This window comes from Psychrobacter proteolyticus (assembly GCF_003350005.1).
Taxonomy (GTDB): domain Bacteria; phylum Pseudomonadota; class Gammaproteobacteria; order Pseudomonadales; family Moraxellaceae; genus Psychrobacter; species Psychrobacter proteolyticus.
This window is the reverse complement of the sequence record NZ_QLKS01000003.1, coordinates 215,287-242,197: the sequence shown is the minus strand read 5'-3', so window position 1 is coordinate 242,197 and position 26,911 is coordinate 215,287. Positions and strand designations below refer to the sequence as shown.

Sequence of the window (26,911 nt, the reverse complement as noted above, 5' to 3'; positions counted from 1 at the left end):
ATTGTATGAATAATTATATGGTCGATTACATCAATAATGATGTAGGTATTATTGACGTCTTTTAGTTATAGTGACCGCTATATCTTAAAGACACGTCTTGTCAGCAGATTGGTAGGTATCGTACACTTTATGCAGCAGTCACCTCATTCTCCAAAGTCTCAGTCCCTATCTACTTCAGTGCGGGATTCTGCTGCGCAGCTATCAAGCTTACAGCAGACCTATACTGTGATTCCACGTGTGCGTCCTCATACACCATTGCTTGATACAATTGATACACCTACTGACCTCAGTACATTTTCAACTGCCAAGCTGATTACGTTGGCTGATGAATTGCGCCTTTTTCTATTATATTCAGCTGGTCAGAGTGGTGGGCATTTCGGTGCTAATCTGGGTGTGGTCGAGCTGACCATTGTATTGCATTATTTGTTAGATATGCCGCAAGACCAAATCGTATGGGACGTGGGTCATCAAGCCTATGCTCATAAAGTACTGACAGGTCGCCGTGAGCAGCTAGGTACTATTAGATCTAAAGATGGTCTGACGGCATTTCCTGAGCGTGCAGAATCAGTCTATGACACTTTTGGCGTAGGACATTCATCGACCTCTATTTCAGCTGGTCTGGGCATGAGCCTCGCACTGCGTTATCAAGGCCGCGCGCAGACGGTTGCTTGCATCATTGGTGATGGTGCGATGACAGGTGGCATGGCATTTGAGGCCATGAATGACGCAGTACAGCAAGATGCTGATTTACTGGTCATCCTAAACGATAATGATATGTCGATATCTTGCTCTATAGGCGGATTTTCACGTCATTTGGCAATGCTTTGGGAATCAGGTTATCAAGTGGATATCTCTGAGTTAGGTGAGCCAGTGCTCTGCCATCGTCCTGATATGCAAGCGTTTGATCGCCGCAAGCGTCACAAAGAGATGCGTGACGTTCCGCAGCTAGAAGATAACTTATTTAAAGCCATTGGTTTTACCTATTTTGGTCCATTTGATGGTCATAATATTCCTGAGCTACTGCGCGTATTTTCACTGGCGAAGCAAGTAAAAGGCCCAGTATTAGTGCATATCTATACCACTAAGGGTAAAGGGTTTGCACCAGCAGAATTAGATCCAGTCGGTTATCACGCAATCAGTAAATTGCCAGTCGATAATCCCGAAAAGTCTAAAGCTGAATCTATAGAGCAGCCAACGAAACAACTAAGCACAAAGCCAGCGTTAAAGTATTCGCAAGTATTTGGGCAGTTCTTATGTGACAAAGCGGCCGAAGACGATAAGCTACTAGCTGTCACCCCAGCTATGGAAGAAGGCTCAGGAATGACTGACTTTGCTTGTCAGTTTCCAGAGCGTTTCTTTGATGTGGCCATTGCTGAGCAACATGCTGTCACGCTAGCGGCTGGGATGGCAACTCAGGGTGTCAAACCTATTGTTGCAATTTACTCAACGTTCCTGCAGCGTGGATATGATCAGCTGATTCATGACGTGGCTCTACAGAATCTCGATGTGATGTTTGCCATCGATCGAGCGGGTCTAGTCGGTGAAGACGGTGCGACGCATGCTGGCGTATTTGATTTTGGATTCTTACGTTGTGTGCCTAATATGGTGATTGCAGCGCCAAAAGATGAGAACGAGTGCTACCATTTGCTCAATACTTGCTATGAGTATCAAGGGTGCACGGCTGTACGTTATCCGCGTGGTACAGGTACGGGTGCTGATATTGAACAGCCCGCCCAAACTTATAAAGTTGGAGAAGCGGTTGTCGAGTCAGTATTAGGTATAGCTAATGCGCCTTACAAATTGGCACTATTGGCTTTTGGTACGATGGTCGCGACTGCTCAGCAAGCTGCAGAAACTCTAATTAATAATAATGTAGCGTTAGATTGCCAGATACAGGTGGTCAATATGCGCTGGGTAAAACCGCTAGATACGGCAATGCTTGAGATGTTATTAGCGCAAGGAGTCACTCATATAGCAACCCTAGAAGAGCATATGATTATGGGCGGCGCGGGTAGTGCAGTGAATGAATACTTACTCAATGAATCGGCTGCCTTTAAGATAAATCGTCCAGCTATTGCTAACATCGGTATTCCTGATCGTTTTATCGCCCATGGCTCACAAGCAGAGCAATTGGTTGACTGTGGTCTGGATGTCGAAGGCGTGACTAAACAGCTCAAAATGCTCTTATCGTAAGCGTTACAATATTATTTTAAAAAATTAATGCGTTAAAAGGGTATTAATTAAAATCGATATAAGCTCCTTAAACAGAGCAAACGCCTGCTAGCCGTAGGTGATGACTTTTTTACAACTTGCGCAGTTTAGATGATCGCCAAAGTACTGGCTGGGTCAGCGTGACGGTTTTTTCGTTTTTATCGAACAATTTTAGTATAATGCGGGTGTCTTTTATAAGTTTTTTTTTATAAAAGACACGTTTTTAATCGCATAGATGTGGTGTGATGCGGCGGCTGTTTGGCATGTTGTGGGCACAGAGTTAGTCTTATTTTTTATATTCATTCATCAAGCAAATAGGTTATTTATGGAACCCATGGTCGTCATCGCAGCGCGTACTGCTGAAAAAGTTGGTAAAGAGATTTTATATGCGCATCAAAACCGCCACAAAATCGAGTTAGATATTGAGTCTAAAGGACTTGATGGTCTGGTTACTCGCATTGATCGCTTTAGCGAAGAGCTCACTATCGAGACGCTAAAAGCCAGCTATCCTAATCATTCATTTTTGGGTGAAGAGTTCGGTATGCAAGAAGGCCGCGGCGAAGATGCTGACTGGTGCTGGATTATCGATCCACTAGATGGCACTAAGAACTTTGTCCACGGCGTACCGCAGTTCTGCGTATCTATCGCAGTACAGCATAAAGGCGTTACCCAGCACGGTGTGGTCTATGATCCAGTACGTGATGAGATGTTCTCAGCGAGCCGCGGTAAAGGCGCGCGTTTGAACAATCGCCGTATGCAAGTGAGCGAGCGCAAAGCCATTGATGGCGGTTTCTTTACGACCGGACATCCGCTTGAGCGTAAACGCAATGGCGAAGTTATTTCTTATGCTAAACAGCACTTTGAGAGCTTACAGAAGATATCTGAGGCAGGTGGTCAGGTACGTCGTATGGGTTCAGCTGCGCTTGACTTATGCTATGTTGCCGCTGGTCGTTTTGACGGTTATTTTGAAATGTCTATCAAGCCTTGGGACATCGCAGCGGGCGAGCTTATCGTAACTGAAGCACGCGGTGTAGTGGTTGATCATACTGGCGCGCACAACTCTATGACATCAGGCTCTATCTTCGCTTGTAATGTGAAACTACTCAAGCCATTGATGCAAACAGTTGTACCAATCTGGGGTGACGCAATCTAAACATTAACCTCATTGGTATTAATGTTTAGCGCTTTCAGTGCCTAGATGTAGTTGATATCTAGATTGAGTATGAATGAAAAAAAGCTGGTTCCATTATGGAGCCAGCTTTTTTGTTTTATCATTACCCTTATTGCCTGCTTTATCTTCGACAGTAATGCCTTTGAATGCTAACTCTTTACTGGTAGTTTCTAGCAGCTGCAGCTCTTCTTCTATCAGCATTAGCATGTCTTGTACACGCGGTAATGCTTTGCTACAGGCAGTGATACCAAACTCAATCTTATCTAGATAACTGGCTAAAGTGATATTCATCGCTTGACCATTAAAGACGATAGAAGCGGGGTACAGCGATTGCAGACGTGCGCCATTCCAGTACAGCGGTTTTTCAGAACCAGGCACGTTAGAAATAATCAGATTAAATGCCTGTTTCCTAGGAAACAGTCCTGTTGCCAAATTAATGCCTTGCCACGCGTATGAGACGATACTGTAGTTGATGACCTGCGCTTGGTTCATGCGGCGAAAGCGACGTTTGCCATGATTCATACTACGATGGATAAGCTCTATCCTGCGTAGTGGATTGTCCAAATGCGTACCCAAGTTCGCCAACACAAATGACAGCTGATTGCCTGATATACTATTGTCAGTACGCAGTGACATCGGTACAAATGCAATCAACGGTTTGCTTGGTAGCGCATCCATTGAGATTAGATAACGGCGAATAGCGCCTGCACAGACCGCTAGTACCACATCGTTTCTGCTAATTTTGAGCCTTTCAGCAATATCGTTAAACCGTTGTATATCATAAGACTGTGCGGCTATACGCCGTGAGGCTGATATACGTTTATTCAAGATACTCATCGGGGCATCAAAAGTACCGACGTACCCTTCATCACCGTAGTTTTTTACATTATCTAACAGTTCTGTAAATACAGGTTTGATGGTAGATATCTGCTCTTTTATGATGCCCCTGATAGATCGTTCGGCAGGCAGTATAGCGTTTACTTGGTTACGATGGCGCGCCATCAACGACCAGACAGGGAGAGTAACTGGTTCGGTTGGCGATTGAGATAAGGATTTTTGAACCAAACGCATCGCTGCAATGCCATCAACCAAAGAGTGATGAATCTTAAAATACCATGCAAAACGTTCAGGTCCACCTTCGACTTCTGGCTGGATACCTTCGATGACGTGGCATTCCCATAGCGGCATGGCACGATCTAATAAACGTCCATGTTCTCTTGAGACGTACATCAATAATTCACGTACGCGTCCAGGACTTGGTAGCGCGACATGATGCAAATGATGCTCGACATCAAAGTCTTTGTCTTTTTTCCAAAAGGCTAAATGCTCAAGTACCTGATTAAAAGGAAAGCTGGGCGGCACATCAGACTCTTGCATTTGTTTTACCAATTGATAGACAAAATCGCTATCCGCATTGTCTGGCAATTCAAATACAAACAGCCCACCAACGTGCATGGGCTGTTTACGCGACTCAAGAAGTAGAAACAACTGGTCGACTGCTGTGAGAAGTCGCATAATAAATCCTTTTATGACGATAAGTGTTATGTGAAAATTATAATAAGTAGATTTTCAATCAAATAACATTTTTTATTATTTTATAGAGCGTGTTAAGCAATCAACCATAGCACTGACAGCGCTATACGTAAATACTCAACAGACTCTATTATGATATGTCATCTATACTTCAATTTATTGAAAGAAATACCCAGTCTGTGGTGAGCTAGCAGTAGCCATCTTACGCATAGGCATACGACCTGCCAAAAACGCAGCGCGCCCTGCCCACATAGCATGTTTCATTGCGTGAGCCATCATTACTGGGTTTTGTGCATTGGCAATAGCTGAGTTCATCAGTACACCATCACAGCCAAGCTCCATCGCAAGTGCAGCATCAGACGCAGTACCGACACCAGCGTCAACCAATACGGGTACTTTGGCGTTTTCGATTATTAAGCTAAGTGTATGACGATTGAGTAGACCAAGTCCTGAACCAATCAAGCTGCCAAGCGGCATAATAGCGACACAGCCCATGCTTTCTAATTCTTGTGCGACGATAGGGTCATCTGACGTATAAACCATCACTTCAAAACCATCATCGATCAATACTTTTGCTGCTTTTAAGGTTTCCATAACGTTTGGATATAAGGTTTTTTCATCCCCCAATACCTCAAGCTTAACCAAATTATGCCCACCCAATAACTCTCGAGCAAGCTTACAAGTGCGAATGGCTGTTTCGGCGTCAAAGCAGCCAGCAGTATTCGGTAATATCGTATATTTATCAGGTGAAATCACATCTAATAAGTTAGGCTCATCACTATTTTGTCCAATATTGACACGGCGAATAGCAACGGTCACGATTTCGGCTGCTGAAGCGGCAATGGCTTCTCCAGTCTCTGTCATGTCTTTATACTTGCCAGTACCAACCAGCAGGCGCGAAGAAAAGGTACGGCTACCGACAGTAAAGGTATCTTGTAAAAGTGGTGTTGGATGAGTAGTGCTAACGTTCTCTGACATAACGGAAAATCCTAATATCGAGCGGGAGAAGGGACAGACAAAATATGATGGGTAATCTAAGCAATTTAAAAGTTGTAATAAACAATGGCAAGCTGTCTGCAAAAAAATCGCATGATATGCTAACTCTAATAGTAATAATATGTGCTAGGCGATAGGTATAAAGCGCCAGTCACATAAAATAATACCCGTCTAAAACAAAATGCTATTATAACAAACTCATGCAACCTTACTGGCAGTCTTTTTTGATTCGAACTGTTAAGGACAAGGCATCCACCCTGTCTTGGCGTGCGTACTTCTTATCTTTTCCTCACTTATCGGGCCGTCTTTATGATGCAGTTGCCATACAGCTTTGCGAAACGCCATCAGATTTTGGCCATACTTGCGATAGATCCTGAATTGCCGCCAACATTGGTACTCACCAAAGCTACTCCGCTGTCAGCGATCAACGAAGCGGTACGGTTTTTACAGCAGCAAGGCATTCGAGGTGTACCTACTTACGAAAGTGTCAGCGCGAACGATTTTGAAAAACGTATGAATGCGGCTTATGCTGGCAATACAGGAGAGTCGCAGCATATTGCTGCTGGACTGGAGGACCACCCTGATCTCGATAGCTTGGCAGATAGCGTCCCTGAAACTGAAGATTTGATGGATCAACAAGACGATGCGCCTATCATTCGTCTGATCAACGCCTTGTTGTCCGAAGCCATCCGTTTAAGTGCCTCAGATATTCATATTGAGACCTTTGAAAAGCGTTTGGTCGTCCGTTTCCGAGTTGATGGTGAGCTAAAAGAAATCATCACACCAAAACGTCAACTGGCTCCATTGTTGGTCTCGCGTATTAAGGTAATGGCTAAATTGGATATCGCCGAAAAGCGAGTGCCGCAAGATGGTCGTATTAGTTTAAGACTGGCAGGGCGAGAGGTCGATGTGCGTGTGTCGACCTTACCATCGAGCTTTGGTGAGCGTGTGGTAATGCGTCTATTAGACAAGCAAGCTGGTCGTTTGAATATGACGTATTTGGGGTTGTCTGATAATGACTATACTGAGCTAAAACGCTTAATCCATCGTCCGCATGGCATTATTTTGGTGACAGGGCCGACTGGCTCGGGTAAAACCACGACGCTATATTCTGCATTGACCGATTTAAATGATCAAACTCGCAATATCTTGACCGCTGAAGATCCTATTGAGTTTCAGCTCGATGGTATCGGGCAGACGCAGGTCAATAATAAAGTAGACATGACATTTGCTAAAAGTTTGCGCGCGATGTTGCGTCAAGATCCTGATGTAGTGATGGTTGGTGAAATTCGTGATTTAGAGACAGCAGAGATTGCCGTACAGGCCTCTTTAACAGGGCATTTGGTACTATCGACGCTACATACCAACACTGCTATTGGTGCAGTCACTCGCTTACAGGATATGGGTGTTGAACCGTTTCTGTTGTCTTCGTCGCTTATTGGCGTAGTAGCGCAACGTTTGGTACGTACCTTATGTTCACATTGTCAAAGCTGGCAGGCTGCTGATACCGAGCAAGCCAAGTTGTTTACCGAAATTGGTATTGGGTCAATGTTTAAAAGTGATACCAAAGATATAGCAAGTGAGTTAATTCGTCTGCCCAAGCCAGTTGGCTGCGATAAATGTAATCAGTCAGGGTTCAGAGGACGTACTGCCATCTATGAAGTCGTGCCAATCGACGATACATTGCGCCGTATGATTCATAGCAATACGGCTGAGTATGAGCTCGAAGAGTATGCGCGCCAACAAACACCATCGATACGTGCGGATGGCTTACGTAAAGTCATAGAAGGTCGCACGACATTGGAGGAAGTACTACGAGTAACGAAAGAGAGTGCATTAACGGACGACACAATACTGGTATAAATTTTTGAACTAAATATTGGTGTATCAGACAAAAAATCACTGGCGTGAGCAGCCAGTTATTTTAGTTTTAAAATTTTTATAATGGGTTTGTTGGCTACCAATATGCTAGATGCGCTAAAAAAGTAAATAGCGCATCGTATTGGACTTAACCAGTTATTCGCTACCACTAGTTACTTAGGGGCATCACTCTCATTTTCAGTAGATGATGCATCGCTTTCTTCGATTGATGCCTCGGTTTTAGTGTCATCTTCTGCGACTTTTTCAGACGCTTTACCTTGGCGGCGTGCCTCTAGCTCCGCTTTTGGTATCCATGCCCACGTCATCTCAACCACAATTGGATCGCGGTCACTATCAGATTCACGATCTTTGATGACACAAGGAATAATCATCTCACCTTTGGGCGTGTTTAGGATATCCAAACGCTGTTCATCAGATAAGCTTGCAATAGCAGCAATTTGACCTTTTTTGATTGGACGATGAAAATTTACCGAGTAAGATTTAATCAGCAGAATGCGATCAGAGGGCAAGTTTAAACCCAAAATAAACCCCGTTGCTGTCTCAGCCAGTAACGTGATAGCGACTGCATGGATAGAGCCGATATGGTTTTGAACGGCTTTATTGTTATTTAAACTAACGACAACTTGGTTTGGTTCTACCGTCTCATAATAAATGCCAGTTGTGCCGACATAGGGAACGACCTTGCCAAAGGCTTTAGATAAAATACTTGAGCGTGCACCAGCAGGCAGATATTTGGTGACTGATAACAGTTTAGTAAATTGATTGCTAATTGGTTTTAGCGTGCTACTGGGTTTTTCAACTGAAGATTTTGTGCTGTCAGATACTTTAGCTGGCAGTTTATTGGTCAACTTGGCGGGTAGTTTTTTTAATAATCCTGACATACAAAATTCCTTAACGTAAATGAATTGAATGACATTCTTAGCATGGCTTTTTATGATAGCGACACAAATATAGGTTATAAAAATCGCTATAAATACTATGGTACATCAATCATTGCCTTCCTACTATTATTAGCATGAACTGCTGCGCTTACAAAACAATAGTAGCGTGGCTATGTTGCTAGGTTATGTCATCAATTTAGATCGCCAATTAAAGTAGCCTAACTATCTTATATGTCAGTATCATTTGGACAAAGGAAGCCGAGTGAAAGTACTACGAATAGTAGACTAAGCTAGACTGACACCGTATCTAATTTATAGAGGGTTGACTATAGTTACCATGCCAATAGACAGCCACGTTATAATGACAAAATGTTAGCATGTCTATTTCAAACCTGTTTTCAATCCTGCTGGATAACGTTATGACTGATATGTCTACTCATGAACCGACCAATATTATTTATACGGGCGTTGCTGGTACAGGTAAAACCTATAGATTGCTGCAAATCGCGAAGCAATATACCGACTATCTACCCAAGACTGAAAATGAAGACTTATTAGAACAGCTGCTGCAAGGTCTAAGCTGGCGCGAAGTATTATGTTTGGTATTTTTAGATTTACGTGCTGAACAACAGGATTTGTTAAAGGTACGAGAAATTATTGATCATCCTTTTTTTATGACCAAAGCTGCTCAGAACTCACGTGATAAAAATCTGGACAGTACAGCTTGGTTAGAACTACGCAGACATAGCCCTACGAACTCTCAAACAGTTAGTTTTGATAAACGTGCTAGCCAAGCTTATTTTGATAAAGACAATAGTGGATCATGGTATTTATTGCCAGAGAGTATAGTGCTACTAGAAGATTTATCGCAGCAATTAGCAGAGTTTCAGCAGGCACAGCGTGACAACCAAGCCCCTCAAAATCAAAACATCGGTCAGCAACGTTTTAGTATGGTGAGCTTCCATCAAGCCTACGGTTATGAAGAGTTTGTAGAAGGTATACGGCCTGTCATGAGTGGCACCGCTCAAGCAAATAACAGCCACTCTAATCAAAATCAAATGAGTTACGCGGTGCAAGATGGAGCATTCCTGAATCTATGTCAACGCGCAGCCCGTGACCCTCATCAGCGTTATGCCATGCTTATTGATGAGATTAACCGTGCTAACGTGTCACGGGTGTTTGGCGAGCTTCTCAGTTTGATAGAGCCTGATAAACGAGCGGGCAAGCCGAATGCGATGACAGTAAGTTTGGCTTATTCTGGGCGTGCTTTTAGTGTGCCTGCCAATGTCGATATTTATGCCACTATGAATACCCAAGACCATTCTTTAGCACCACTTGATATGGCATTACGCCGACGTTTTCGCTTTGTGGATTGTCCACCGCAGCCCGATTTACTATCGACAATTTATGACAGCAATTCCGGCCTATCTGACGGTTCAGAAGCAGGTGCGATAGATTTGAGTAAATTACTAACAGGCTTGAATAGACGTATCGTGCAGACACTGGGAATAGAAGCACAGTTGGGGCATGCGTTTTTGTTCACCGTCATTCAGTTAGAGCAATTACAAACAGCTCTCGTTGAACAAATTATTCCTCAATTGGCTCAAGCAGCTGGTGGTCAAATTACGGTGCTGCAGTATATCTTTAGAGATGAGCAGCAACCGACGAGCAAGCAGTTCGTACAGGACAGTCAAGCATTGATGAATGACGACTTGTATAATCCGATGGGCAACCAAAACAATGCTTCCGCTGAACACCAAATGTTTGCAGGGCAGGGTTCTTTTCTTGGTCAGTCTATGAGTATGAATAGCTATACCATTAATGCCGATCTGATTGCTAGGGATGGTGAGTTTAATCATGCTGCTATCTATCAGCGTTTGTACTAGCAGGGTGACTGTTCAGTGATAACGAATAATCCATATTCCGCCAAGCAACATGCTATTAGGGTAAGCAGTCGCCAGACTAGTATCCCCAACAGTAGTGTCGCTACCATGAATGTTATCATCGTGTTTGAGCATCAACGTCTGACCGTGCATGATTTTTTGCACACGTCTGACTTCGATTGGCTCATGGCTCAAGAGTTTGCAGTATTTACTATCAAGCGTAAGCAAGGACAATGGCAGCTTAAGGTTGGGCACTATATTGGTATTATTCTACTACCCAGTGGCATGACGCTTGAGATATTGCCAAAGCTAAATCAGTCTACTCAGAGCAATGATATCGTCCAGACCCGTCATTGGGTACAGGGTATGCTATCGGATTTGATTCATCTTGATGCGCATAACAATCGTAAGCTACCCAATACGAAAAACTTCGGTCAGTTTAGTTCCCAGTCCACTCCTTTACCGTTAAAAGTATTGCCTATATCAGACTGGCTGATTGAGCAGTTTTTGCAGCGTTTAATGGATTATCAACCAACCAAGCATTATCAGGCTCAGATTGAAAATCAGGCATCTCTGCAAGGTCGACTGCTCATCAAAGAACAACTGCGTCATAATAGTATGCAACCGCATAAGTTCATCTGTGAAAGTAGCGTATTAAGTCACGACATGTTGGCCAATCGGTTGATTAAGAGTGCATTGGTTTACTTGATGCCTTTATTGCCCCAGTTTATTTCTTCAAAATTGTTGCAGCCATGGCAGCAGGTATCTACGCTCAACAACCGTGAAATGCAGCAGATAGCATTAATATATGCTCAAGCGAAGCGTCAACTAGACGTTCAACCACTCCAAAAGCAAAAACTGCATGCCGCTCAGCAGTTAGTAGACTTGGCATACTCTCTATTGAAACAGACGACAGCTGCGACAGGTAACGGTATTGATCCAAATAGACAAAATTGCTCTCAGCTAAGATTGTGTTTATTGATTGATATGAATCAAGCTTTTGAACAATGGGCAAGTCAGCGTATTGCATTGATGTTTCAGCAGATTAGTAGCAATTACCGTCCTTTTTATCAAACTCAAAGTGTCTGGCTAAATGATGCTGAGGGACTAGCGTGCTTGTCTATACGGCCTGATTTGCTGATATTTGAACCCGTCTCTGATGATTGCCAAAACCAGAACGATATAGCAGCTAGTCAAACTACAGCCACAGAAAAGACCAAAGGTCGCTACAGTCATGTCATCGATATTAAGTGGAAATACTTACCGCATGCCGCTGCAGTTAGTGCGAGCGACGCTTATCAATTGACCAGCTATGCACAAGCTTACTTGGCGGGGCAGGTCTGGTTGGTTTACCCAGTGCTAGGTAGTGATAGACAGCCAGTGGTACTCAAGCAACAAAATCATTATGATAGTGATAGTGATAGTGATAGTGATAGTGATAGTGATAATATTAAAAGTAGTAAATCAGCCGATGCCCATTTATGGTTAATACCGTTTGATGTTTTGACCGGCACACTCAATGGTGAAGTACTGCCACATTTGGACAAAGCTTAATATCGTTATCAATGACAGCGCGAATGACTGATGGATAAAGGGTCTTGCTGTCACTATTTTGGCGAAATTGACGTAATTTTAGAAAAATTAGCGATTATTTGAAATTAATCGAAAATAGGTGTTGACACAATCGCCTTTACCCCTTAATATGTGCACCTCGATAGCGAGGAACATTAACAAGTTAGCGGCATTGCCAACAACGAGTTAATCAACAAACTATCGTGATAATAGAGAATTTCGGAGTGTGGCGCAGTTTGGTAGCGCATCTGGTTTGGGACCAGAGGGTCGTAGGTTCGAATCCTATCACTCCGACCATCTATTTTAAGAGCCTTACAGGCTTTTTTTTATGTATAACGGTTTAGTTTCTGATATATTAAAATATGTCGTAAAGTAAGCCTTAGTATGTAAAAGTCCTCTAAGAGCGCCTGTAGCTCAGCTGGATAGAGCATCTCCCTTCTAAGGAGGTGGCCGCAGGTTCGAATCCTGCCAGGCGCACCATTTAGCCTGCAAATCTTGCCTATTCTTTGGCAATAGTTATGGCGGTTGTAGCTCAGTTGGTAGAGCCCCGGGTTGTGATCTCGGTTGTCGTGGGTTCGAGTCCCATCAGTCGCCCCATATTTTATTCTGCATTACCTTCATATAAAGATATATAAGTAATACCACTCGCCCTTGATGGCGATTTTTTTGTGCCTATTTAATTTTATTTTTGTATTGTATTTATAAGATTAAACAGGTCAAAATTGATAGCACCTTCAATACTAGATAATCCCCCAAATTTTTATCAACACTTCCTATAGGTTTTCCTTAAGGTCTAGTATGACCATACCTACTCTATTACTGTTTAGTAAGTCTAATAAGTAAATAGACATGACATTTTAAATGATGCACTATGCTTAAGTGTTATCACATCCATATTATTTAATAAGAATTATTTATTGGAGCACGCATTGGCATAGAGCAAACCGAAAGAACTTGTTATTAAGAATATTATTATTTTTTAAGATGAATCGTTATTAATCTGCATTATTGAGGAATTGATTGATGGACGCACTGAGTGTATTGCTGCAAAACGTGCATTTATTTGAGACTAAGTATTATCGTCTAAATGGCACTGGCAATTGGTCTTATTCTATTACTAGAAAAGACACCATTTTATTTTACTTAGTAATGTCTGGCGGTTTTTGCATCGATGTTGGTAATGGTTTACGAGAAGCTCGCGCTGGCGACATGATCATGATTCCGAATGCGCACAAACATGTGAGTTACGCACTCAACCATCATGGCGAGGTTGCTGAGTCGCTTGATGAACTATTGAGCAATTGCCCTGAGCGTACACTTGATATCGATGGCGATGGAGACCCCAATTCATCTTTGATACTGATCGAATGTAAATACGACAAAGAGATGATTAATCCTCTGTTGTCGGTACTGCCACCGATATTACCGGAGCTCAATGATGCCGCTGACGGTCGGTTTGAAGTGATTGATGTAGAGATAAAGCTGCTAACACTAGAAGCTGAGCGTGAGCGTATGGGAAAAACGGCTGTAATTAATCATTGGGCAAGCATCATGATGATTGAGTGTCTGCGCGTTTATATTGAAAGCTTGCCTGAAGCTACAGAAAACTGGCTCAAAGCCATGAAGGATCCATTTTTGACCAAGGCGCTAGCTGCAATGCATGGCGCACCGAGTGAAAGCTGGACCATTCATCAGCTTGCCGAAGTAGCAGGGATGTCACGTTCCAGCTTTGCACAGCGTTTCAAAGACACTGTTGGCATGCCGCCACTGACGTATCTGATCGATTACCGCTTACGATTGGCGGCTCGCTATTTACGCTTACAGCAAAACAGTATTAGCCGTATCAGCGAGATGGTGGGCTACGCTTCAGATTCGACTTTTAGTCAAGCATTTAAGCGTGTGTATGGTGTCTCGCCAAAAGTATACCGTCAGCAGTATCGACAGAACAATCTTGCATAGTTCTAGTTGATGTTTATTTAAGTTATTTAAGTAGAATTTCGATAAGAAGCGCTAAGGTCATTTACATGTCCTTGACGCTTTTTTAATTTGTGAATACTTGTTATTTGTAGATGTTGAGTCACTCATACCTATAAAACCTCTGGTAACTTGCTATGGCTATTTTATTTAAGGGCAGCTGACATTGAGTCTGTGTTCAGGTACTATGGGTTGATGAGTCGTCGAGACAAAAGCGTTAGTGTTATAACGCGTTATATGTCCTTATATGATAGGTGTATAAAAGGATCGAGACGATGTTTATTTTCGCTGCTGATGGTATGTTATGACTGAACCGACCGCAAAGCTAGATGCAGGAAGCAATGGCCAACAAGAGACTATTACAACTGCTAAAACAGAAAGTAATGTTGATAAAAACACTGCTATAGAGAACCCGCATGTCAGCAAAGATGCGCTGAGAAATGAGTCGGTAGAGATACCTGATAAGGCGGCGTTATTGACGATGTTTACCTTGTCAGATACCGATGAAATAACAACTGAAACAGTAACATCTGAGTCATCCGATAGCCTTACAGTAGCTGCAAAACCTGCTGCTCAAGAAACCAATGTCGCTACGCAGAGTGTTGCGCTTTATCGTGCTCAGCATGAGCGTACTCGACTGTTATATATGGCATCTGCCAATACGCGTCCTACCTATTTAGTACAAACCCTGAAGCCGCAATTCGTAGAATATCAGCAATATTTACTTGCGCAGCAGCTTGATAAACGTGGGTTGATGGATACGGATACGCTCGAAAGACTCTGGCAGCAGCTGCATGTGGTCGATGACATTATTGCAGATATCGTGCGTCATATGCCTGCACAGCAGCCCGCCGGTTGGCAGCTGACGACTCAAGATGGTCGTAATCCATTGTGCTTTGCTACGGTCGGTAAGTTAAAGCACGGCAAGCCAATTCGCGACCAAGGCAGCCTCAACAGTTATGTGCTTGGGCATTTTGGCGTGAGTAGTTTTACCTACGATCGAGGCTATTATATCGGTCATGTGGTTGGTTATTTATTCAGCTGTTACTATTGTGCTCACTTGTCGATTACTTATGGCGTCACAGCTCTTGGCCAGCAAGTCGTGGCTGACTATGATTACGCCAGTCTTGAAACCCCGCATATGGTCAGACTATTACAAGGTCTCGACGGTTATTGCAAAAAACGCATTTATCAGTTGGCTGTCATCTGTGCGCGCTTGAGCGTGTTTGCGAGTGACAAACGCATTGAAAGAATGCTAATCGCTGAGGTCAATGACTTTGATAAAAAACTACAGCAGCAGCATCTGGATGTCTTATTATTACAAGGTTTGATGCCTGATAGTAATGACTCAACGCCACTTTTTTAAGCGTCGAATGTCAAATTAATAAATTTCTATTAAGTCATAAATTATAACTGTCTACCTGTAAGCCTCTTAGGATATCTGCTGCCATGCCTGCCTATCATTTCAAAGCGCTTGACGACCATGGCGTTGTCCAAAAAGGCTTGCTAGAAGGGGACTCTGCGCGGCAAATTCGCCAGCAGTTGCGTGATAAGCAATGGACACCCGTTGAAGTCCACCCTATTAATGACAGACAGAGTCAGAGCAAGAACCGCTACAAAAAACCGTCTGCATACGAGTTGGCATTGCTGACACGTCAGCTATCTGTGCTACTAGCAGCGGGTATCCCACTTGAGGAAACCTTGGCAGCGGTTGCTAAGCAATCTCCAAAGACTCATATAAAATCCTTGATACTTGCAGTGCGCTCACATGTCTTGGAAGGACTCAGCTTAGCACGTGCTCTGCAACAAGCCGCTAGCTTTCCGCCATTATATATCGCTACGATTGCTGCAGGCGAAAAATCTGGTCACCTTGATCTTATTCTCAATCAACTAGCAGACTACACCGAAAACCGTTTTGCCCTTCAAAAGAAAATCCAAGGGGCCATGGTCTATCCGATTGTCCTGATGGTAATGGCAATTGCGGTAATTATGGGACTGATGAGTTTCGTTGTGCCCAAAATTGTCAAAGTGTTTGAGCAGTCTGAGCAAGCGCTGCCTTTAATTACTCAAATCGTTCTCACGCTATCAAATATCATTACTCAGTGGTGGTGGCTAATACTACTGGTATTGGCAAGTACCGCATTTTTATTCTACCGTTTTGCCCAAACGCAAGCAGGTAAATTAACAATTGATAGCGTGGTGCTTAGATTGCCGATACTAGCTAGATTGTCCAAAGGTCTGAATGCCGCGCGTTTTGCCAGTACCCTTGCTATACTAGTACGATCAGGGGTGCCACTGATTGAGGCATTACATATTGGGGCTGCGGTCACAACCAATTTGCATATCCAAAAAACGATTATCACTGCGGCTGATAGGGTGACAGAAGGCTCTAGCTTGTCTAGCCAGCTAGAGAAATCTACTTACTTTCCACCGATGATGGTACAGATGATAAAAAGCGGAGAAAACTCAGGCGAGCTTGAAAATATGCTCAGCCGTGCTGCCAATATGCAGGAGGCTGAAGCAACCAATTTTATCAGCACCTTATTATCATTACTTGAGCCTCTAATGCTGGTATTGATGGGCGTAGTAGTCATGATAATTGTTATGGCGGTTATGCTACCTATTGTCAATATGAACGACTTAGCAGGCTAGGTTCAGTCGCTAGCCGATGATTTATCATACTCTTTACATACAGACAGTTTCCTATCTCCAAAACGTCTATTTAGTTCTCTTTTAGTCTATTCATATCACCTAACTTGCTTGCTAAACCTTGGACTAGCTTTCTTAAGGTTTGCTCACTGTTGTATATTGTTGAACGAACGCTATTTTTGCTTTGGCAAACACAAGCGCCGCGCTATAGTAAGCACGGATTAATAGTCATACAGTTGGTGTCAACTTATATTTGGCTTTGGTTAAAATAGCAAACCCAAATTCAAACTAGGCACAGCGCTGGATAAAAATAAAATCATGGTTTATAGTGACAATAGTTCCAGAGCTCATTGATATGTCATTAATGAGAGCCACGATAGAACGCCACTTTTACTATTTACATAACTGTGATGACCAAAGCGATGACTATGACTGACAAACTCCAAGTAAATGTGATGCCAAAAAGTACTATTCAGGATATGCAATCCCATCCGAATGTTGTAAATGACCATAAGACCGCTTCTTCAGCTATGCAGCGCAGTGCGACAAAAAAGTCTGATCAAGCAGGATTTACTCTTATCGAGATTATGGTTGTTATTGTGATCCTAGCCATTCTTGCTGGATTAGTGGTACCAAAAGTAGTTGGTCAAAGTGATAAGGCCCGTGTTAAAACAACTGAAACGGCGCTTGCTACTGTCTCAAATGCGCTAGATATGTACAAGGTTGATAACTCGCGCTATCCGACGACTGCTCAAGGGCTAGAGGCGCTTACGACACCGCCAGCTGATGCAAAAAACTATCCTGAAGGTGGGTATATTAAAGGTGGCTATCCAACTGATGGCTGGGAAAATGAGATGCAATATGTTGCACCAGGTAGTGAAGGGCGACCTTACGATTTATTTTCGTTAGGTGCTGATGGTCAACAAGGTGGTGAAGGTCAAGATGCGGATCTTTATGCTCAGCTATAAGGCTTAATAACAGACGTATAGTGAACAAATTCTGATACTGATATAGCTTTGTAGAATGAAACATTCGTTCATCCATGCACTTTCAACAATTTATAAATATCAACCAATATTCCCTTATTGGTTGATATTTTTTATCAGTAGATAAATTTCCTGCTGTTCAGTACAAGTTTGATAGTCAGTGGTATAAATATATCTAGGCGCTCAGCAAAATAGTCATCGCAAACTGCAATTCAAGGTAATCATCTATGTCGTCGATTCAACAGTCTAATAAATACTTTTCTAAAAACCTTTATAAATTGATTCTAACCGTCGCCAGCACTTCATTAGTAACGGTTCTGTCAATGACATCGATCAGTGCACAAGCAGCAGGACTAAACGACTTATTTAAAAATAGCTCCTCGGCCAAGTCAAAGTTCTTACCAGTGGATGAAGCCTTTCAGGTGGTCAGTAATACCAAAGCGACTTCCAAAGGCACGCGGTTGTCGATCAGTTTTGAAATTACGCCAGGGCATTATGTCTATAAGGATAAGCTTACGTTGAGCTTCCCTAAAGGAATAAACGCTACGCCATTCACTTTCAATCAAGCACCAGTATCAGTCAATGATCCGACCTTTGGTCAGGTTCCTGTATTTACGCAAAGAAGTGTCATTGCAACCACGACGCTGACGACGAGTAATGGTAAGGGCGCCAAAAACGCGCCTATTATTATTGGTTGGCAAGGGTGTGCAACGGCTGGGCTATGCTATCCACCAGAAAAAATTAAAACCAAGATAGACATTGCTGCGACACGCAGATAAATAGCGAGCAGATTGATTAAAATATCGGTAATCATAGGTAGCCATTCATGTCCATCAAGACATCACTAAAGTCTTTATCATTTAGCGTATCTACCCATTCGAAAAAATCCCATATCTTAGCGCTTGCCATCGCTAGTGGCTCATTGTTGACAGGTTTATCAGCGACATCGACGGTACAAGCGGCAGGGTTAGGCGACCTTTTCGGTAGTAGTGAAAGCTCATCGAAGTCAAAGTTCTTGCCAGTAGATCAAGCGTTTCAGGTAAGTACAGATAGTACCCCTGTCAAAGCAGGTACGCGGTTATCTGTTAATTTTGATATCACTCCTGAACATTACGTCTATAAAAAGCAAATTAAGCTTACGCTACCCGCTGGCGTGACGGCTGCACCTTTTACCTTTAGCCAAAAACCATATTCGATAGATGATCCGACATTTGGCAAGGTACTGGTATTTGACCAAGCAAATATGGTCGCTACTACCATACTGATGAACAATAGTGGCAAGAATATAGATGATGCCGCTATCGTCGTTGGCTGGCAGGGCTGTGCAAAAGCAGGACTGTGCTATCCACCTGAAAAGATTAATACGACTGTCGATATTGCAGCTGCATCGACGCAGGTATCAGCAGATAGTGAGAGTACTGCGAGTAGTGCGAGCTCGACCGATTCAGAGAATAGTGCTAAGGCGACACCAGAGGAAGTAAGCTCAACAGCGCTTGATAATACTTTGCCTGATGAGGCGCAAGCACTGACAGACGATGGTGCTATTGACTATGATCTCATTGATGACAGCGCTGTAGAGTATGATTCTTTAGATAGTAGTACGGCGACAAATACGATTTCTGCAGCAAATAGCAGCGTAACAGGCGAGACGGCCAATAGCGAAAGTACCTTGAATAACAGTTTCGTTGATAGCGATCCTTTTGGTTTGGCCTCTCACCCTTGGCTGGCATTAGTACTATTATTTTTAGCAGGCTTAGGCTTAGCTTTGACGCCATGTGTGTTACCGATGTTACCTATCGTGGCCAACATTGTAGCTCGCGAACAAAATCCAACGGTCAAACGCGGTGTCATCTTGACCACCAGTTACGCGATTGGGGTAGCGACTGCTTATGGCATTTTGGGCGCTGTTATCGCAGTATTCGGTGAGTCTTTAGGTATTATTGGTTGGCTGCAGAATCCGATCATTCTCATCAGTTTTGCTATTGTTTTCATACTGCTGGCGCTATATATGCTGGGTCTTTTTAGTATACGTTTGCCGCATACAATCAGTCGAAAGATGCAAGGCTTAAGCCAAGCTGGTGACAGTAAGCTTGGTAGTACAGGCGGCAGTTTGATCGCTGGGTTTTTATCAGCGTTAGTTGTGTCACCTTGTGTTTCTGCGCCATTATTTGGGGCATTATTGGCGGTCTCTACCATTGGTAGTCCGTTGCTCGGCTTTGCCGCTTTATTCATGCTGGGTTTTGGTTTATCAGCGCCGCTTATCCTAATCGGTGCGACTCAAGGCAAGATTATGCCAAAGGCTGGCGAGTGGATGAATTGGGTCAAGCAAGGCTTTGCTTTACTACTATTTGCCGTGGCACTGTTATTGATTGAGCGCGTGTTTATATCGCCAGTCATGCTTATGGTATGGGCGTTATGGTTTATGGTCGTGGCAACATGGGCATGGAGTTGGCTAGGTAAAGGTCGTATGCTGACCCAAGCATTGAGCCTTATCGCTGGTATTTGGGCGGCTTGCCTAATAGTTGGCGCTGCATTGGGCAATGATGATAGCTTACATCCACTAGCGTCATTGAGTGCAGCACCGATGATGGTACAGTCAACGTCTGGTCAACCAGTGAATAGTGATAGCACCACTGATAAGACGATCACGACGCTTGCAGAGCTAGATGCCATTGTCGCAGCCAATCCGAATGTCATTGTCGATTTGACAGCAGAGTGGTGTATTGAGTGCCGCATTATGGACAAGAACCTGTTTCGTAATCGTCCAGCGCAGATGCAAGATTGGCAACTAGTGAAGCTCGATATCACTGAGACGACAGCAGACTCAAAAGCCGTGTTGTCTCGTTACCAACTCTTTGGTCCACCAGCGCTACTATATTATATTGATGGTCAGCTAGTAAATCAGCAAGTGGGTGAGATTGGTCGCTCAGAGTTTGAACAGACATTATCGGCGTTGAACAACTAACATTTAACAATGAACACTTAAGAAACCAGTGTGATATTTCGAAAATCCTTAAGAATATTAAGAAGGCCAGTATACTAAGAAAAGTATGCTGGCTTTTTTTATGCTATTAAATTCATACTATAGAATATTTATTAAGTATTTGTTATATAAGCGATTATATTGATAGGCGCTTATTTTAACTATCGATAAAGCTAGTATCGTGCTTATATTTTCATTACAATAAGGAAACAATGCAGCAGGAGCGCTAATTGTCATTTTTTCCGCTCCTAATATCTGCGATTAGCTGACAGGCTCAGTCAATTCTATTTTAGCGACAACGCTAATGGCTATATTAATTACCTCATATACTCTGCTGGCGCTAATGCTAGTTAGATAAAGGACACTTATGTTTGCCCATACCATTACTCAGCGTCACCAACAGCCGTCTTACCAGAATGCGCATATGCCTCTTCGTATTGCAGTTGCGCTTGCGTTGAGTTGTACCGCGATACAAGTACAAGCTGCTGATGACTCTCAAACCTATAACGAACTGCCAGCACCCGGAGCTGCGTTTGAATATGAGGGTCTTGACCTATCAGAGGGTCTCGATAACAATGTGATATCTTCTGATGTAGGTACACAAAGTGGCAAGATAATTAGCAAAGAATTTATTGCTCAGCAAGCCAAGCTATTTTCTGAATGTACTCAAGTCCAGTCTAGTGCTGCTCGTCTAGCCTGTTTTGATAAGGTAGCTGAACAAGGTAAGACACCAAGCTATACCTCAACCAAACAACCAATTGATTTGGCAAAAACCTTTCAAAGTACGGTCTCAGGTAATCCGAAGGTAGTATTGGCTGAGTCTCAAACGGCGATGAGTGGTACGACAGTGGAAGATGCAGATACCATCTTAATGACTAGCCAACAGTCTACAGCCAGTAAGTTGGAGGCAAGTGGCAACGTAGAAGTAGATGCTGAAACGAATAGCGAGGCACAGATTTTAGAAAATGTCGGTGTTACTCAAACAGACATCGAAAAATTCTCGCCACTCAGTCTATCTTACGACCTAGATAAAAACAGCGAGCGTGGTACTTGGACAGTTAGACCATATCGACCGACCTATCTGTTGCCGTTATTTTATACTTTCGATCCCAATTTAAATCCAAGTACACCATCGCAAAAAACAGATCCTTTTGTTTCTAATGACGTACGTGAGACAGAGCTAAAATTCCAATTATCTCTAAAAACAAAAGTTGCAGAAGATTTGTTTGATACCAGTGCTGACTTATGGTTTGGCTATACCCAAGAATCACATTGGCAAGTTTATAACGAAGACAACTCGCGTCCATTCCGTGCTACCGATTATCAACCTGAAATATTCTTAACCCAACCTGTGACAGCAGATCTGCCTTTTGGTGGACGTCTGCGTATGTTGGGCGCAGGTGCTGTCCATCACTCGAATGGACAAGACGATCCTTTATCGCGTTCATGGAACCGTGCTTATCTCATGGCCGGTGCAGAGTGGGGTAGACTCTCAGTCATACCGCGTTTATGGGCTCGAGTGAATAGTGAGAATAGTAGCGATGATGATAACCCTGATATCGAAGACTACATGGGTTATGGTGATATCAAATTTTTATACGATTTACCTGACCAGCAAAGCATTAGCGGTACGTTACGTTATAATCCAAGTACCAATAAAGGTGCTGCGCAAATTGATTATATCTACCCCTTATCAGAGAATGTTAATGGTATGGTGCAGTTATTCCAAGGCTATGGTGAGTCTATCTTAGATTATAATCATGAAAATACCTCTATCGGTTTTGGTATCGTCTTGAATGACTGGAAAGGGCTTTGATTTGCAAGGGGCTTCAATTTGAGAAAAACTCTAACATAGGTGAAATTTATTATAAGTTATGACAAATATTAGTTTATGCGCCGTTTAGCGCCTTATCAAACTGGATTATGGCTGGCAGAGTATTTAGACATACGCTGTCAGCTATGCCGTCGTTACCGTAGTACACCACAATCTAAATTATTGCAATATCAAGAGCAATCTAGCCAATATAAGCTATCGGAACCATCTATACAAACAGCCTTAAAGAAACGCTCTTTTCTTACACATATCGGTAGTCGAGCAAACAGCTGTTTAAGCAGTGGTTTACTTTGTGCTCACTGTCACAACGATATGACTTGGTTACCAAGACCTTTTGAAGTTGACATCGCTCCTAGTATATCTTTATCTATCCAAGCCTCTACTTACTACGAGTATCCAATACGTCAGGCTATCCGAGCATTTAAGCATCAAGAAGATATGACAAAATTGTCGTTATTATTACATGCCATACGTCAATTGCCGCGTCCACATGGCTGTCATCGTAATAACAGCGTGATTATTGCTATGCCAACGACCAGTCAACGATTGGTCAAACGTGGTTTCGACCCTGTCAGTATTCTATCTGCCCAATTGTCTAAACATTGGCACATTCCTTTATGGCAAGGCGTCAAGCGTATTGATGATACAGTTAGTCAGCAAGGACTGACTCGTGCCGAACGTCTTAGCAACTTAGATAACGCTTTCGCAATAATTGAAAAGCCTCCTAAAAAACGCTTATTACTATTTGATGACGTATCTACCACAGGTGCAAGCTTACAGGCCTTAGCGCGTGTATTCGTCTCATTTGAGCATGCAAGGAAAATCAATACTAAAAGCTATAGAAACTACCATATCTCCGCCTATGCATTAGCACATGGTAATCAGATGTGAGAAGTCCCGTATGTATATGTTGTTATTAATATATTTTCTTAACAAGATATATTGATTTTCAGCAATGAGTTATGGATCTTTCTTAGTGATCAATAATCTAATTTATGAGTATGACCGAGCTTAGCTACCGTTATCATTAATAAGGCTTGTACCGTATCTTATATGTGACTTACCAAATATTTTGGAACAAAAATTGCATGTTATGGAGTAGGTTTGAAATAGAAAAGCCAGTAGAAAAATTTCAAAATCATAGGAAAGTTATTATTTCTTTCAGAAAAGTACTAATACTAAGCAGACAATGGTCGTTTGAAATAGGAATACGATGTGAACGCATCTATAAATAATCTACCAACCTCGCTACGAGCAGCTGGCTCAGGGTTTACGTTGATTGAACTGATGGTGACGATTGCTGTACTAGCAATTATTGTGAGTATTGCTGCTCCAAATATTAGTACCCAGCTTGCTAATCAACGGGTGAAGGCGACAGCTGCTACCCTTACTAATGCTTTAAAGGAAGCTAAGGTAGAAAGTGTTATTCGTCGACAATCTATCGAATTTAGTATTGATGACAGTAATCATACTTTAGTAGTAGAGAGTGGAAATTCAGGTGAAATTGCAAGCTATAGCTACAGCACTAAAAACATAATAACAACAGATAAAGCAACAGTAGTATTTAGGCCAAGCAAGCGTGCTGATGCTGCGACTTACACAATTTGCGATAGTGAAAAACCGTCTACTTCAATGCAAGTTATCGTTACTGCGATTGCTGGTATAAGTACAGTAGCAGGAGGAACTTGTGGATGATTAAGGCAAGCAGTCAGAGAGGAGTAGGTTTGATTGAGGTGATGGTGGCTTTGCTACTATTAGCGGTCGCTGTTCTAGGTTTTAGCGCATTGCAGATGAATGCTTTGAATGCTACTGATGAAGGACTAGTACGTAGTCGCGCTATGAGTATCTCAAAGGGGTTATCAGAAAATATGCGCATAAATAACGTATCTAATGACCTATTTGCGATAGAGTTAAATAAATTTAGTAAAGGTGCGAACAGTATTACTGACTATTGTACTAACGTTAAAAAATTGAATAGTAGTTTTGATAAAGATAGCTGTCAATCAAAAGCATGTACGTCAGAGCAGATAGCTGCTTTAAGTACATGGCAAGCGGCCAGCTTAGCTTGCGAACAAGATATTATGCTTAATATGGTAACTTGTCCGGAAATGTCTGATATTAATGCTAGACAATGTATTATTACGTCGTGGGGTAGTACCTTACCTACTTTAAATGATAGTGATAAAAATGCTTGTGGTAATAATGATGGTTCTTATAAAAGAGGATCACATTGTTTGGTCATGGAGGCTTACTGATGAGTATTTTAAGAAGCTATGATAGTAGTAAGGTACAAGTAGGATTCACACTGATAGAGCTAATGGTGGCTTTGTTTTTAGGTCTTCTTGTCTCGGCTGCTGCCGTCCAAGTTTATATGATTAATGCTAAAACAGCAGGTATACAGTCTACTGCCTCAGAGTTAGTCGAGGATGCAGCCTTCAATCTGCCCACCATTGAAAAAAAGATTCGCCTTGCAAACTTAGGATTAGCAGACAGAATTGCGGCTGACCAGCCTGGCGCTGGTATTATATTAACAAGCGCTAATAATGCAGTAAAAGATAAAGACGGTAAATTGCAACTTGATAATTTGCGTAATTCAAAAGATATTGATGGTACAACCAACTTGCCCAAAAATATTACAATAGATAACTCTTCTGTTAAGGTGACGTTGTTGAGTAATACTGGCGATCAAACTGTAGGCACACAAAAGAATGAATGGACAGGAACAAGTAACTTTAATTTAAAAAGTGGACAGCTTACTATTCAGTATCGAGCTCCGCAAGATATGTATGATTGTGAAGGACAGCTGGCTCTAGGACCAAGGGAAGTTACTATTGGCGGAGTAAAGGAAATTATTGACGGACAGATTATTGTAGAACGTTTTTATTTAAGAGCACCAAATGCATCGAAACCTACAGAGCTTTCCTTGTATTGTGATGCTGGCAAGTATATTACTGAGATAATGGATGATTATGCTGAACAGGGTAAACCAGAGAAAAATCTGTCTCAATCTGTTTTGTTTACTACTAATAATGCAATTAGAGATTTTGGAGACGCGGGTCAAGAGATTATGACTCATGTGGATTACTTTGACATTTTGCTATCTACTAATACTAGTGGTCAGTCACAATACTATACAATAAAAGACTATTTGGCCTTAGAGCTGGAGAAGCAACCACCTATCGTAGGTTTAAAATACGGTTTAATATTACGTTCAGATAATGCGGCTTTGACTGATGAAGGGTTATCTGATTTTACTCTATTAGGTAAAAAATTAACCTTAAATAGTGAGCTTAGTAAGAAGTATCTGCGGACGGTGGTCGAGTCCTATATTACGATAAGAAATACAAATTTCGAGTAATTAAATAGAATTTTGGTTGTCTAACACTGTCTTGCCTAGGTATTAACATTATGAACAAATATCCACAATACCATCTAACAACATCTCAACGTGGCGCCACATTGATTGTAGTTCTAATGTTCTTACTCTTAATTATTATTGTAGGTGTCATTGCTGTACGTAGCAGTATGACTACTCTACGATTAGCTACCAGTGATCAAGTCGATACGTTATTATTAACAACCTCAGATACAGCAAATAGAAACATCGAAAATATCATCAATAATGCTGAAAACAGTAATGAAAAAGCCGTAATCTTAGGACCGCTTGGATTCTTTGGCCATTTTTTGAGTACAGGAGCCACGTCAAATCGTGGTGATCAAATAGTCTTTTGTTATCGTCCACGCCAAGACTATTTTTTTAGAATGTCTGAAGCAACTATTACGACCCCATCTGGACAAAAAAAACTAATCGGGGGGGCGGGTTCAGGCGGTTTTTGTCGGCCTAATAACGCTGATGACTTTGTTAATGCCCGCCAAAATGTGATGACTCAGGTATCTATAACTAGGCCTAACACACAGTCTTTACCTATCGCGCCGTTCGAAAATGTTCCTCTTGGTAAGTCAATAACGTCTGATGATGCTACCAGTAGCTCTCCAAGTTTCCGTGTCAATTCGGCTTCTTTTTTACCAGCTATGGCCAATGTATCGGATGCCGAGATTACCAAATGTCTTAGTAAACCTAGCGAAAATGCACAGTCGTTTGTATCAGACGTAAGTGAACAGGACTCTAGCCAACCTACCTACTTTGGAGAAACTCGCAACGAGTGCTTAGCTAAAATAGGGGTACCAACCAAAGTTCTAGTCAAAGAAGTCAAGTTAGAGAACGAGGTGAACTCAGAAAACTGTATAGATTATGGGAAAGGTAATGGTCGAATAAGTGATGAATGTCAGGAGCTGCTTAGTCTATCAGCCAGTGGTGTTCCAAAATAATACACCTAACAGTCAGTGACTAAGTCAC

Annotated in this window: 20 protein-coding genes and 3 tRNA genes; 20 read left to right on the top strand and 3 right to left on the bottom strand. The window is 42.3% G+C overall.

The features are described 5' to 3' along the window. Nucleotides 1-129: 129 nt before the first annotated feature. Entirely contained in the window at nucleotides 130-2,193 is a 2,064-nt protein-coding gene (gene dxs / locus DXK30_RS08140) for a 1-deoxy-D-xylulose-5-phosphate synthase (RefSeq protein WP_114701536.1), read from the top strand. Nucleotides 2,194-2,536: 343 nt separating this feature from the next. Continuing rightward, entirely contained in the window at nucleotides 2,537-3,364 is an 828-nt protein-coding gene (locus DXK30_RS08135; RefSeq protein WP_114701277.1) for an inositol monophosphatase family protein, read from the top strand. Between the two features lie 93 nt (nucleotides 3,365-3,457). On the opposite strand, the gene DXK30_RS08130 is transcribed toward DXK30_RS08135, so the two are convergent. Together DXK30_RS08130 and DXK30_RS08125 are read right to left on the bottom strand one after the other, a co-directional pair. Then, entirely contained in the window at nucleotides 3,458-4,897 is a 1,440-nt protein-coding gene (locus DXK30_RS08130; protein ID WP_114701276.1) for a WS/DGAT/MGAT family O-acyltransferase, read from the bottom strand. A 174-nt stretch (nucleotides 4,898-5,071) separates the two neighbouring features. Then, on the bottom strand, nucleotides 5,072-5,893 hold the full coding sequence (locus DXK30_RS08125) for a thiazole synthase (protein ID WP_101205496.1): 822 nt from the start codon (nucleotides 5,891-5,893) through the stop codon (nucleotides 5,072-5,074). Between the two features lie 327 nt (nucleotides 5,894-6,220). Between DXK30_RS08125 and gspE the strand changes: the two genes are divergently transcribed. Further along, nucleotides 6,221-7,774 (top strand): type II secretion system ATPase GspE, encoded by a 1,554-nt coding sequence (gspE, locus tag DXK30_RS08120; protein WP_114701275.1) that lies wholly within the window; start codon nucleotides 6,221-6,223, stop codon nucleotides 7,772-7,774. Nucleotides 7,775-7,944: 170 nt separating this feature from the next. On the opposite strand, the gene DXK30_RS08115 is transcribed toward gspE, so the two are convergent. Continuing rightward, nucleotides 7,945-8,673: a DUF4442 domain-containing protein gene (locus DXK30_RS08115; RefSeq protein WP_114701274.1), complete on the bottom strand. Its 729-nt coding sequence runs from the start codon at nucleotides 8,671-8,673 to the stop codon at nucleotides 7,945-7,947. Between the two features lie 377 nt (nucleotides 8,674-9,050). On the opposite strand from DXK30_RS08115, the gene DXK30_RS08110 reads away from it, so the two are divergent. The 17 genes from DXK30_RS08110 (at nucleotide 9,051) to DXK30_RS08030 (ending at nucleotide 26,883) form a co-directional block, all read left to right on the top strand. Continuing rightward, the gene (locus DXK30_RS08110; protein WP_114701273.1) at nucleotides 9,051-10,559 is read left to right on the top strand and encodes an McrB family protein; all 1,509 of its coding nucleotides are present in this window, start codon (nucleotides 9,051-9,053) and stop codon (nucleotides 10,557-10,559) included. Nucleotides 10,560-10,574: 15 nt separating this feature from the next. Continuing rightward, nucleotides 10,575-12,110: an McrC family protein gene (locus tag DXK30_RS08105; RefSeq protein WP_227670720.1), complete on the top strand. Its 1,536-nt coding sequence runs from the start codon at nucleotides 10,575-10,577 to the stop codon at nucleotides 12,108-12,110. A 238-nt stretch (nucleotides 12,111-12,348) separates the two neighbouring features. Then, nucleotides 12,349-12,425 (top strand) — tRNA-Pro (locus DXK30_RS08100). A 106-nt stretch (nucleotides 12,426-12,531) separates the two neighbouring features. Then, nucleotides 12,532-12,608 (top strand) — tRNA-Arg (locus tag DXK30_RS08095). Between the two features lie 41 nt (nucleotides 12,609-12,649). Further along, a tRNA-His gene (locus tag DXK30_RS08090) sits at nucleotides 12,650-12,725 on the top strand. Nucleotides 12,726-13,151: 426 nt separating this feature from the next. Beyond that, a complete protein-coding gene (locus tag DXK30_RS08085; protein ID WP_114701271.1) occupies nucleotides 13,152-14,087 on the top strand; it encodes an AraC family transcriptional regulator in 936 nt (311 codons plus the stop codon). 319 nt (nucleotides 14,088-14,406) lie between these two features. Beyond that, a complete protein-coding gene (locus DXK30_RS08080; RefSeq protein WP_114701270.1) occupies nucleotides 14,407-15,468 on the top strand; it encodes a hypothetical protein in 1,062 nt (353 codons plus the stop codon). 83 nt (nucleotides 15,469-15,551) lie between these two features. Then, a complete protein-coding gene (gspF, locus tag DXK30_RS08075; RefSeq protein ID WP_114701269.1) occupies nucleotides 15,552-16,754 on the top strand; it encodes a type II secretion system inner membrane protein GspF in 1,203 nt (400 codons plus the stop codon). 527 nt (nucleotides 16,755-17,281) lie between these two features. Beyond that, on the top strand, nucleotides 17,282-17,719 hold the full coding sequence (gene gspG, locus DXK30_RS08070; RefSeq protein WP_114701535.1) for a type II secretion system major pseudopilin GspG: 438 nt from the start codon (nucleotides 17,282-17,284) through the stop codon (nucleotides 17,717-17,719). A gap of 245 nt (nucleotides 17,720-17,964) precedes the next feature. Then, complete coding sequence (locus DXK30_RS08065; protein ID WP_114701268.1) at nucleotides 17,965-18,516, top strand: protein-disulfide reductase DsbD domain-containing protein; 552 nt, start codon at nucleotides 17,965-17,967, stop codon at nucleotides 18,514-18,516. 47 nt (nucleotides 18,517-18,563) lie between these two features. Then, nucleotides 18,564-20,702: a protein-disulfide reductase DsbD gene (dsbD, locus tag DXK30_RS08060; RefSeq protein ID WP_114701267.1), complete on the top strand. Its 2,139-nt coding sequence runs from the start codon at nucleotides 18,564-18,566 to the stop codon at nucleotides 20,700-20,702. Nucleotides 20,703-21,087: 385 nt separating this feature from the next. After that, nucleotides 21,088-22,536, top strand: coding sequence for a phospholipase A (locus DXK30_RS08055; protein ID WP_114701266.1), 1,449 nt, complete (start codon nucleotides 21,088-21,090; stop codon nucleotides 22,534-22,536). Nucleotides 22,537-22,611: 75 nt separating this feature from the next. Further along, nucleotides 22,612-23,445: a ComF family protein gene (locus DXK30_RS08050; protein WP_227670718.1), complete on the top strand. Its 834-nt coding sequence runs from the start codon at nucleotides 22,612-22,614 to the stop codon at nucleotides 23,443-23,445. A 396-nt stretch (nucleotides 23,446-23,841) separates the two neighbouring features. Beyond that, a complete protein-coding gene (locus DXK30_RS08045; protein ID WP_114701533.1) occupies nucleotides 23,842-24,249 on the top strand; it encodes a pilus assembly FimT family protein in 408 nt (135 codons plus the stop codon). Further along, the gene (locus DXK30_RS08040; RefSeq protein WP_227670714.1) at nucleotides 24,246-24,809 is read left to right on the top strand and encodes a type IV pilus modification PilV family protein; all 564 of its coding nucleotides are present in this window, start codon (nucleotides 24,246-24,248) and stop codon (nucleotides 24,807-24,809) included. Before DXK30_RS08045 ends, DXK30_RS08040 begins: the two co-directional genes overlap by 4 nt. After that, complete coding sequence (locus DXK30_RS08035) at nucleotides 24,809-25,912, top strand: PilW family protein (RefSeq protein WP_114701265.1); 1,104 nt, start codon at nucleotides 24,809-24,811, stop codon at nucleotides 25,910-25,912. The genes DXK30_RS08040 and DXK30_RS08035 overlap by 1 nt, the downstream gene beginning before the upstream one ends. A 167-nt stretch (nucleotides 25,913-26,079) precedes the next feature. Continuing rightward, nucleotides 26,080-26,883, top strand: a complete 804-nt coding sequence (locus DXK30_RS08030) for a hypothetical protein (RefSeq protein WP_162799522.1) — start codon at nucleotides 26,080-26,082, stop codon at nucleotides 26,881-26,883. Nucleotides 26,884-26,911 lie beyond the last annotated feature (28 nt).

Excerpts from the sequence above, each read along its gene's own strand:
- dxs (WP_114701536.1), top strand. The coding sequence starts at position 130 with ATGCAGCAGTCACCTCATTCTCCAAAGTCTCAGTCCCTATCTACTTCA.
- DXK30_RS08045 (WP_114701533.1), top strand. The coding sequence starts at position 23,842 with ATGGTGACGATTGCTGTACTAGCAATTATTGTGAGTATTGCTGCTCCA.
- DXK30_RS08085 (WP_114701271.1), top strand. The coding sequence starts at position 13,152 with ATGGACGCACTGAGTGTATTGCTGCAAAACGTGCATTTATTTGAGACT.
- gspF (WP_114701269.1), top strand. The coding sequence starts at position 15,552 with ATGCCTGCCTATCATTTCAAAGCGCTTGACGACCATGGCGTTGTCCAA.
- DXK30_RS08125 (WP_101205496.1), bottom strand. The coding sequence starts at position 5,893 with ATGTCAGAGAACGTTAGCACTACTCATCCAACACCACTTTTACAAGAT.
- DXK30_RS08080 (WP_114701270.1), top strand. The coding sequence starts at position 14,407 with ATGACTGAACCGACCGCAAAGCTAGATGCAGGAAGCAATGGCCAACAA.
- DXK30_RS08030 (WP_162799522.1), top strand. The coding sequence starts at position 26,080 with ATGACTACTCTACGATTAGCTACCAGTGATCAAGTCGATACGTTATTA.
- gspG (WP_114701535.1), top strand. The coding sequence starts at position 17,282 with ATGCAGCGCAGTGCGACAAAAAAGTCTGATCAAGCAGGATTTACTCTT.
- DXK30_RS08115 (WP_114701274.1), bottom strand. The coding sequence starts at position 8,673 with ATGTCAGGATTATTAAAAAAACTACCCGCCAAGTTGACCAATAAACTG.
- DXK30_RS08135 (WP_114701277.1), top strand. The coding sequence starts at position 2,537 with ATGGAACCCATGGTCGTCATCGCAGCGCGTACTGCTGAAAAAGTTGGT.
- DXK30_RS08040 (WP_227670714.1), top strand. The coding sequence starts at position 24,246 with ATGATTAAGGCAAGCAGTCAGAGAGGAGTAGGTTTGATTGAGGTGATG.
- DXK30_RS08050 (WP_227670718.1), top strand. The coding sequence starts at position 22,612 with ATGCGCCGTTTAGCGCCTTATCAAACTGGATTATGGCTGGCAGAGTAT.
- DXK30_RS08035 (WP_114701265.1), top strand. The coding sequence starts at position 24,809 with ATGAGTATTTTAAGAAGCTATGATAGTAGTAAGGTACAAGTAGGATTC.
- DXK30_RS08055 (WP_114701266.1), top strand. The coding sequence starts at position 21,088 with ATGTTTGCCCATACCATTACTCAGCGTCACCAACAGCCGTCTTACCAG.
- DXK30_RS08130 (WP_114701276.1), bottom strand. The coding sequence starts at position 4,897 with ATGCGACTTCTCACAGCAGTCGACCAGTTGTTTCTACTTCTTGAGTCG.
- dsbD (WP_114701267.1), top strand. The coding sequence starts at position 18,564 with ATGTCCATCAAGACATCACTAAAGTCTTTATCATTTAGCGTATCTACC.
- gspE (WP_114701275.1), top strand. The coding sequence starts at position 6,221 with ATGATGCAGTTGCCATACAGCTTTGCGAAACGCCATCAGATTTTGGCC.
- DXK30_RS08065 (WP_114701268.1), top strand. The coding sequence starts at position 17,965 with ATGTCGTCGATTCAACAGTCTAATAAATACTTTTCTAAAAACCTTTAT.
- DXK30_RS08110 (WP_114701273.1), top strand. The coding sequence starts at position 9,051 with ATGTCTATTTCAAACCTGTTTTCAATCCTGCTGGATAACGTTATGACT.